Origin of the sequence: Nocardia pseudovaccinii NBRC 100343 (assembly GCF_001613225.1) — a bacterium.
In the GTDB taxonomy this organism is placed as follows: domain Bacteria; phylum Actinomycetota; class Actinomycetes; order Mycobacteriales; family Mycobacteriaceae; genus Nocardia; species Nocardia pseudovaccinii.
Genome location: NZ_BDBY01000354.1, coordinates 1 through 7754, shown reverse-complemented (window position 1 = coordinate 7754; position 7754 = coordinate 1). Strand labels below are relative to the sequence as shown.

The 7754-nt window shown below is 65.1% G+C and carries 9 protein-coding genes and 1 tRNA gene; 5 read left to right on the top strand and 5 right to left on the bottom strand.

Annotated features, from left to right (window positions below; genetic code table 11):
- Positions 1–28: 28 nt before the first annotated feature.
- A complete protein-coding gene (locus NP3_RS38585; RefSeq protein ID WP_157124840.1) occupies positions 29–1513 on the bottom strand; it encodes an alpha,alpha-trehalose-phosphate synthase (UDP-forming) in 1485 nt (494 codons plus the stop codon).
- A gap of 177 nt (positions 1514–1690) precedes the next feature.
- Complete coding sequence (locus NP3_RS49490) at positions 1691–1861, bottom strand: hypothetical protein (RefSeq protein WP_169338030.1); 171 nt, start codon at positions 1859–1861, stop codon at positions 1691–1693.
- 188 nt (positions 1862–2049) lie between these two features.
- Between NP3_RS49490 and NP3_RS38580 the strand changes: the two genes are divergently transcribed.
- The gene (locus NP3_RS38580) at positions 2050–2883 is read left to right on the top strand and encodes an alpha/beta fold hydrolase (RefSeq protein WP_063046653.1); all 834 of its coding nucleotides are present in this window, start codon (positions 2050–2052) and stop codon (positions 2881–2883) included.
- A 128-nt stretch (positions 2884–3011) separates the two neighbouring features.
- The gene (locus NP3_RS38575; RefSeq protein WP_011207082.1) at positions 3012–3254 is read left to right on the top strand and encodes an MbtH family protein; all 243 of its coding nucleotides are present in this window, start codon (positions 3012–3014) and stop codon (positions 3252–3254) included.
- A 91-nt stretch (positions 3255–3345) separates the two neighbouring features.
- Here the strand turns inward: NP3_RS38575 and NP3_RS47335 are convergent, their stop codons facing one another.
- On the bottom strand, positions 3346–3750 hold the full coding sequence (locus NP3_RS47335) for an HNH endonuclease family protein (RefSeq protein WP_084509546.1): 405 nt from the start codon (positions 3748–3750) through the stop codon (positions 3346–3348).
- Positions 3751–3870: 120 nt separating this feature from the next.
- On the opposite strand from NP3_RS47335, the gene NP3_RS38570 reads away from it, so the two are divergent.
- Positions 3871–3942: transfer RNA gene (locus NP3_RS38570), tRNA-Thr, on the top strand.
- Positions 3943–4131: 189 nt separating this feature from the next.
- On the opposite strand, the gene NP3_RS38565 is transcribed toward NP3_RS38570, so the two are convergent.
- Positions 4132–4557: an HIT family protein gene (locus NP3_RS38565; protein WP_063046652.1), complete on the bottom strand. Its 426-nt coding sequence runs from the start codon at positions 4555–4557 to the stop codon at positions 4132–4134.
- A 113-nt stretch (positions 4558–4670) separates the two neighbouring features.
- Here NP3_RS38565 and NP3_RS38560 point away from each other — a divergent pair, with 113 nt between their 5' ends.
- Positions 4671–5741, top strand: coding sequence for an alpha/beta fold hydrolase (locus NP3_RS38560; RefSeq protein WP_063046651.1), 1071 nt, complete (start codon positions 4671–4673; stop codon positions 5739–5741).
- Here the strand turns inward: NP3_RS38560 and NP3_RS38555 are convergent.
- Positions 5729–6103, bottom strand: coding sequence for a PH domain-containing protein (locus NP3_RS38555; protein ID WP_063046650.1), 375 nt, complete (start codon positions 6101–6103; stop codon positions 5729–5731). The two genes, NP3_RS38560 and NP3_RS38555, sit on opposite strands and share 13 nt — an antisense overlap.
- A gap of 254 nt (positions 6104–6357) precedes the next feature.
- Here NP3_RS38555 and purD point away from each other — a divergent pair, with 254 nt between their 5' ends.
- Complete coding sequence (gene purD, locus NP3_RS38550; RefSeq protein ID WP_063046649.1) at positions 6358–7629, top strand: phosphoribosylamine--glycine ligase; 1272 nt, start codon at positions 6358–6360, stop codon at positions 7627–7629.
- Positions 7630–7754 lie beyond the last annotated feature (125 nt).

Here is a 7754-nt window from a genome sequence, read left to right as displayed (position 1 = left end):
TCGTAAGACTCGCTCCGTTGGGGTTGCGTCAGCGACGCGGAGCTCGCGCCTCTGGATATACATCATCGTCGGTGAGCAGTGCGCTGCCCGCGACCTGGTCCTGAGCCAGCGCCTCGAGGAATGACCGCGCCCAGCGGTCCACATCGTGGGCGAGCACCTGACGGCGCAGGGAGCGCATTCGGCGGCGACGGGTGTCGCGGTCGTCCTCCAGTGCGGAGATGACGGCATCCTTCACACTGTTCAGGTCGTGCGGGTTGCACAGGTATGCCTGACGCAATTCCGCTGCGGCACCGGTGAATTCGCTCAACACCAGCGCTCCGTTGAGGCCGCTGTGACAGGCGACGTACTCCTTTGCGACCAGGTTCATCCCGTCACGCAGCGGCGTCACCAGCATGACGTCGGCGGCGACGAAGAAGGCGACGAGTTCGTCACGCGGGATCGGGCGGTGCAGATAGTGCACGACCGGATAGCCGACCCTGGCGAATTCACCGTTGATCCGGCCGACCTGGCGCTCGATATCGCCGCGCATCTGGATATAGCTCTCCACCCGCTCACGGCTCGGGGTGGCCAGCTGCACCATGACGGTATCGGCCGGATCCAGCCTGTTCTCCAGCAGTAATTCCTCCAGCGCGGCCAGGCGGATATCGATGCCCTTGGTGTAGTCCAAGCGGTCGACGCCGAGCAGGATATTTTTCGGATTGCCGAGTTCGGCTCGGATTTTCGCGGCCCGTTCACGGACCGAGCGGCGGCGCGAATGCTCATCGAGTTCGGCCGAGGCGATCGAAATCGGGAAGGCGCCGACCCGGACCGTGCGGAAGCCCACCTGCACCACGCCGAGCTTGGACCGCACACCGACGGTGCCGCGCGAGGTGGGCTGGCCTGCCAACCTGCGGGCCAGGTAGAGGAAGTTCTGTGCGCCGCCCGGCAGGTGGAAACCGATCAGGTCGGCGCCGAGCAGACCCTCGATGATTTCGGTGCGCCACGGCATCTGCATGAACAGCTCGACCGGGGGGAACGGAATGTGCAGGAAGAATCCGATGGTGAGATCGGGGCGCAGCATCCGCAGCATCTTCGGCACCAACTGCAGTTGGTAGTCCTGCACCCAGACGGTCGCGCCCTCGGCGGCGACCTTCGCGGTGGCCTCGGCGAAGCGCCGGTTCACCGTGACATAGGCGGCCCACCAGGCCCGGTCGTAAACCGGGCGCACGATCACATCGTGGTACAGCGGCCACAGCGTGCCGTTGGAGAAGCCCTCGTAGTACTCGGAGACTTCCTCCGCGGACAGCGGCACCGGATGCAGTTCCAGGCCGTCCTCGATGATCGGATCGATATCGACATCGGGGACACCGGCCCAGCCGACCCACGCCCCCTTGTTATTGCGGAGCACCGGTTCCAGTGCGGTCACCAAACCGCCCGGACTGCGCTTCCAACGGGTGGAACCGTCGGGCAGTTTCTCCAGGTCGACCGGCAGCCGGTTGGCGACGACGACGAAGCCGGAACCGGCCCCGCTCATCTCGGCGAGGGCGGAGGGGACCACCGTGGTGTCGGGTTCGGATGGGGGCTCTAGAAAGGCGTGTTCGGAGTCCTCGGACGGCTGTTGGGTCATCTGGTCCACTCACGCATCCTTTGCGCGTCGCTTTTCGGCGTTTGAAGTTGTGAATAGTCGACGGCCCCGTTGACGTCGAGGTGGTTACTCGCCTCGAGAGTTAGGCCCGATGCCCAGCATGGACAGCAGCATCCGGCATTCGTCCGCATCCTCCGCGTAGGCCGCGACAACTCGCTGCGCCTGACGGGCGGTCTCGTCGGCGAGTGGTTCCAGATCGTCGTCCGCGATGTCGTTCGCGCTGCTCTTCGCGGCCATCTTCTTGTCCTCCCGGCTCAGTACGCTCGTACGTGCGAATAGTCAATGGTATCTGGCCACCACGGCGGTATGCCGCACCCGGATCCGGGTGACCTCCGACACGTTCGGCGTCATACCCTTCGCCTGCTCGCCGAAAACCGAAGCCCTATACCTTGGGAACGCAGCACCAACTCCACGAAAGGGTCGATATGCCACTGGCCACGGTGAACGGAATTTCACTCAACTACCAGGTCAAGGGCGACCGAACCAAGGGCACGGAGGCGAAAGGCGCGGGTCCGCTGGTCGTCATGATCATGGGTACCGGCAGCCCGGGTCGGGTCTGGGAGTTGCATCAGGTCCCGGCGCTGGTCAAGGCCGGATATCGGGTCTGCACATTCGACAATCGCGGCATCAAACCGTCCTACGAGGCGGCCGACGGCATGACCATCGATCAACTCGTCGGCGATACCGCCGGACTCATCGAACTGCTCGATGAGGGTCCCGCGCTGGTGGTCGGCACCTCGATGGGCGCGCGGGTGGCGCAGGAACTCGCGCTGGTGCGTCCGGAACTGGTGCGCAAGGCCGTATTCATGGCAGGACACGGCCGCCTCGACCAGTTCCAGAAGACGCTCTCGCTCGGCGAACACGAACTCGACGCCAGCGGGGTCAGCTTGCCCGCGAAGTACGAGGCCGCTGTCACCGCGGTGATGAATATGTCGCCAGCGACCATGGCCGATCCGAATGCCGCCCGCGACTGGCTCGATCTGTTCGAATTCACCGGCGGTGCGGTGACGCCTGGTATCCGCGCCCAGCGCCGGATGGACCACGATTTCGACCGGGTGCAGGCCTACCGCGGCATCAAGGTGCCGTGCCTGGCCATCGGATTCGCCGACGATCGGATGATTCCGCCGTATCTGTCCAGGGAGGTTGCCGAGGCCATTCCGGGTGCGCGTTACCTGGAAGTTCCTGATGCGGGGCACTACGGCTATCTCGAGCGTCCAGAAGCGGTGAACAAGATCCTGCTCGATTTCTTCGCGGCCTGAGGTAACTGCCTACGCGTAACGTCTGCCTTGCTAGGGTCGACACAACGCTCGGGGAGCTTCCGACGCTCGACAGCGTTGGACGAGCCAAGGGCGATCCCGTACATGCGCCAGTATCCAGTGAGGTGAAATTGAGCACCAACCCCTTCGATGACGAAGACGGCCGCTTCTTCGTTCTGGTCAACGATGAGGAACAGCATTCGCTGTGGCCGGCCTTTGCGGAGGTTCCGGCCGGATGGCGAGTCGTTTTCGGCGAGGACAGCCGCGCCGCGTGCGTGGAGTACGTCGAGAAGAACTGGACCGATATGCGTCCGAAGAGCCTGCGTGACGCAATGGCCGCCGATGACGCGGCCCGCCAGGGCGCCCAGTCCTGACCGCGGTACCCGACTGCGCCGATCCCTCACCGATCTGCAGCAGGGTGGCGCCGTAACCCGGTCACCTTGCTGCAGCGCGGTAGTCCTCAGCCTAGTAAGACTGCCCGTTGGCGTATCTCTCACGCCGAGAGTGTCTACCGTTGCCCCGGTTCCGGCTCTTGTACGTCGGCAGCTGGGAGTCACAGTTCGGGCAGATGAGCCGCAGGTTCTCCCGTCGATTGTGAGTGGGATCGCCATCAATGTGGTCAAGGATGAACGCGAGTGGGTGCCCGCACCATTCGTTCCTAATACCGCATATCGCGCATCTGCGGCTCTGGGCGTCGGTCAGGTAATCGCGGAGATAATGCCCTTGGTGGCCGCGTACTCGGGCTTCGCCTGTATGCAACCACCGCTCGGTCAGGGCTTTACGCTGGGTTGCCTGCTGGCATCCCAGACTGCAGTAGACCCGCTGACTCCGTTTGACCAGCGCAGCGGCGCACCCCTTACATCGCCTCACGCTGTGGACGCTACCGCTACCCACCGACAATGCCGAGGATCGTTAAGGGAAGCCGCCGGGCATTGGAAACCCAGTGTCGCGCCGTCGGTGCGCCCCGTTATGATGGCAACCGCTTCACCCGCCTCCTTAGCTCAGTGGTAGAGCACCGCTCTTGTAAAGCGAAGGTCGTCAGTTCAATCCTGACAGGGGGCTCCGAAACGGGCGCTTCGTCAACGACGCGCCCGCTCCTCGTATTCGGCCGCACTGGCGGCTGATTCAGACCACGCCGCCCCTACTCTCGTGAGCGCATTCTTGGACGCGTGATCACCATGTACTGGTTGAGGCGAACCCCGGGAACACCTCTCCACCAACATTGGTTCGGCGAGCCGGTGGTCGGTGGGGTCAGTCGGGGACGTTGGCGGTGTAGCCGAGGGCGCGGAGGGCGGACTTGATTTTGGTTTGGGCTTCGTCGAGGGATTCAGGGGTGGGGTGGGGGTTGGCGCCGGAGATGTCGAAGTTGCCCATGGTGAAGGCTGGGAAGACGTGGACGTGCAGGTGGGGGACTTCCAGGCCAGCGATGAGCAGGCCGGCGCGGGGGGCGTCCCAGGCGTGGCGGACGGCCTGGCCGATTTTCTGCGCGACGCTGTTGAGCCGCGCGAAGGTGTCGGCGTCGACGTCCTGCCACTGATCGATCTCCTTGCGGGGGACCACCAGCGTGTGCCCTTGCGTCACCGGGGCGATGGTGAGGAATGCGACGAATTCGTCGTCCTCCCAGACGAAACGGCCCGGCAGTTGGCCCTCGATGATCGCGCTGAAAACAGAAGCCATGCACCGCAGGCTACGCCGGGAGTTCCCGATCGGTGGTTCGGGTGTTGACCTCGCCATCAAACTGTGTCTATCGTACACATATCAGTTTCCATTGGACACAGTTTAGGTACGACATGCTCACCATCGCCCTTGCCGCGACAGCCGCCGCCCCCGCGGGCTTGCTCACCCACCGTCAGCTGCGTCGCCGCAGCAATGCTCATGCGCTCCGGATCGATAGGCCGAACGGCATCTCGGAGGCGGGCTTCGTCACCATCGGGGGCATCGAGCAGTGGATCGAAATCCGCGGCGAGGTTCGGGCCAACCCCGTGCTGCTGGAATTGCACGGCGGCCCCGGCGCCTCGAACACTTACTTCGCCAATCGAACTCGGGCGTGGGAAAAGCACTTCACGATCGTTCGGTGGGATATGCGCGGCGCTGGAAAGACTTTCGGTCGCGGCGCACAGGGCGAGATGACGTTCGACCGGCTCTACGCCGACGCACTCGAGGTCACCCACCACGTGCGCGACCGGCTGCAGGTCCACGAGGTGGTATTGCTGGACGCCTCCTTCGGCTCGGTGCTCGGTCTTCGCCTGGCCCGCAACCACCCCGAGTTGTACTCGGCATACGTGGGCACCGACCAGAACATCACCGGCGGCGAACCCGACCACAGCGCCTTCTTCGCGGTTGTACAGCGGTTGCGCAAAGCTGGAAAGCACACCGCCGCAGCGAAATTGGAGGAGATGGGGCCGGATGCCACGCTTTGGACCGCCGAGCAGTGGGGCCTGCGCGCAAAGCTGGCGACCAGCTCGGATCCCATGCTCACCGGAATACTGAAGAAGCTGATCGTGCCGTCGATGTGGTTCTCACCGCGGCATCGGCTGCGCGATCTGAAGGTGGGCGCGGACGGCATGAAGTACTCCGAACGGGTCGGCATCGAATCCGTGCACTTCGACTCCTGGCACGACGGCACGCGATTCGATCTGCCGTTCTTCATCTTTCAGGGCGATTACGACAGCCTGATGCCCGCGGCCAGGGCGCGCCGCTACTTCGACGATGTAGAGGCGCCGCACAAGGAGTTCGCGCTGATCGCGGACGCCAACCATTTCGCGGCGTTCTGGCAGCCGCAGCAGTTCCTCGAACTGCTGCTGTCCCGGGTCCGGCCGGTGGTCACCAGCGGGCTCGGGTCATGTGCTCAGGCGACGTAGTGCGAAAGGATGCTCTGCACTTCGTAGATGTCGACCTGGCGATTGAACCGCTTCTGCACCGGTTCGTGGGTGCCGGAGATCCAGATGCAGAGTTCGGCATCCAGGTCGAAGGTGCCCGCGGTCTCCACCGAGAAGTGGGTGATGGCGCGGTAGGGGATGCTGTGATAGCTCACCTTGCGGCCGGTGACCCCCTGCTTGTCGACCAGGATGAGACGCTTGTTGGTGAACAGAATCGCGTCGCGGACAAGAAGATACGCGGCGTAGACCTGCTCACCGCCGCCCATCAGTCTCGCGTATTCCTCTTGCGCCTTACCGGGATCGATCCGCCCGGCATTGCCCATCAGTCCGTCGATCAGACCCATAGTCAGCACGTCCTTTGCGCGGTGGAGGTCGGCTGTCGCGCCCCCTCCCATCAATCATCCACACGGCGATCGCTGGGGGGCCGAGAACCTGACGACTGATTTCGCCAGTACATGGGTAACTTGCCGGGCACGCCCAAGAATGGGCCAGGGACCTGACCGCCGGTCCGCGGACGAAGTTACGGCGTGCCCAACGACCGGCAAAAGTTCCGGGGAGGCGGGGGAGCCACCATTGGCAACAACCTAAGCTGTTGCCCGTGCGCGTACTCGTCATCGGTTCTGGAGCCCGTGAACATGCCCTCGTCCTGGCCCTGCGCCGGGACCCCGCGGTGACCGCGCTGTTCGCGGCGCCGGGCAATGCGGGGATCGCCCAGTACGCGCAGGTCAGAGCAGTCGATCAGTCCTCCGCGGAGGCAGTTGTCGCGCTGGCTACCGACCTGGACGCGGACCTGGTGGTGATCGGCCCCGAGGTGCCACTGGTACTCGGCGTCGCCGATGCGGTCCGGGCCGCGGGCATCGCGTGCTTCGGTCCATCCGCCGCGGCCGCGCGCATCGAGGGTTCGAAGGCGTTCGCGAAGGACGTCATGACGGCCGCCGGGGTCCGCACCGCGCACAGCGAGATTGTGGACAACCCCGCTGAACTCGACGCCGCGCTCGACCGGTTCGGCCCGACCTGGGTGGTCAAGGACGACGGCTTGGCCGCGGGCAAGGGTGTGGTGGTGACCGCCGACCGGCATGCGGCCCGCGATCACGGTGCCGAACTGCTCGAGCAGGGCCATCCGGTGCTGCTGGAATCCTTCCTGGACGGACCGGAGGTTTCGCTGTTCTGCCTGGTCGACGGTGAGACCGTGGTGCCGCTGCTGCCCGCGCAGGATCACAAGCGCGTTGGCGACGGCGACACCGGGCCGAATACCGGCGGTATGGGTGCGTACACGCCGCTGCCGTGGCTGCCGGAGCAGACGGTCACCGCGATCGTCGAGGATGTCGTGAAGCCCGTTGCCGCGGAGTTGGTGCGGCGTGGCTGCGGCTTCTCCGGACTGCTCTACGCGGGTCTGGCGATCGGTGCGGACGGACCCGCCGTCGTCGAATTCAATTGCCGCTTCGGCGATCCGGAGACCCAGGCGGTGCTCGCGCTGCTGGAGAGCCCGCTCGGTGAATTGCTGAACGCCACCGCGACCGGCACGCTCGCCGAGGTCGCCGCGCCGCGTTGGCGCGACGGTTCGGCCGTCACGGTCGTGATCGCCGCCGAGAACTATCCGGGTCGTCCCCGCGTCGGTGATGTGATCACCGGAGCGGGCGAGGGCAATACCGACGACTCGTCCGCCGTGCTGCATGCGGGGACCGCGTTGCGCGAGGACGGGGCCCTGGTCTCCGCGGGCGGTCGTGTGCTGAGTGTCGTCGGCATCGGCGCGGATCTGGCCGAGGCTCGCGCACACGCCTATGACCGGATTGCCTCGATCAAGTTGCCGGGCAGCCACTTTCGCACCGACATCGGTCTCGCGGCCGTCGAGGACCGCATTTCTGTTTGACGGATACGACTCGCACTGGTGACCCACGACGGAGCGAGTCTTACGAGCGACGTTCGCGGCCCGTCTCGCGTCCGAGCCCTCGAAGCGCATCCGACGAAGTCGCGAGTCTCGACGGCTCGGACGCG

Excerpts from the sequence above, each read along its gene's own strand:
- NP3_RS38585 (WP_157124840.1), bottom strand. The coding sequence starts at position 1,513 with ATGAGCGGGGCCGGTTCCGGCTTCGTCGTCGTCGCCAACCGGCTGCCG.
- NP3_RS49490 (WP_169338030.1), bottom strand. The coding sequence starts at position 1,861 with ATGGCCGCGAAGAGCAGCGCGAACGACATCGCGGACGACGATCTGGAA.
- NP3_RS38580 (WP_063046653.1), top strand. The coding sequence starts at position 2,050 with ATGCCACTGGCCACGGTGAACGGAATTTCACTCAACTACCAGGTCAAG.
- NP3_RS38565 (WP_063046652.1), bottom strand. The coding sequence starts at position 4,557 with ATGGCTTCTGTTTTCAGCGCGATCATCGAGGGCCAACTGCCGGGCCGT.
- NP3_RS38560 (WP_063046651.1), top strand. The coding sequence starts at position 4,671 with ATGCTCACCATCGCCCTTGCCGCGACAGCCGCCGCCCCCGCGGGCTTG.
- NP3_RS38555 (WP_063046650.1), bottom strand. The coding sequence starts at position 6,103 with ATGGGTCTGATCGACGGACTGATGGGCAATGCCGGGCGGATCGATCCC.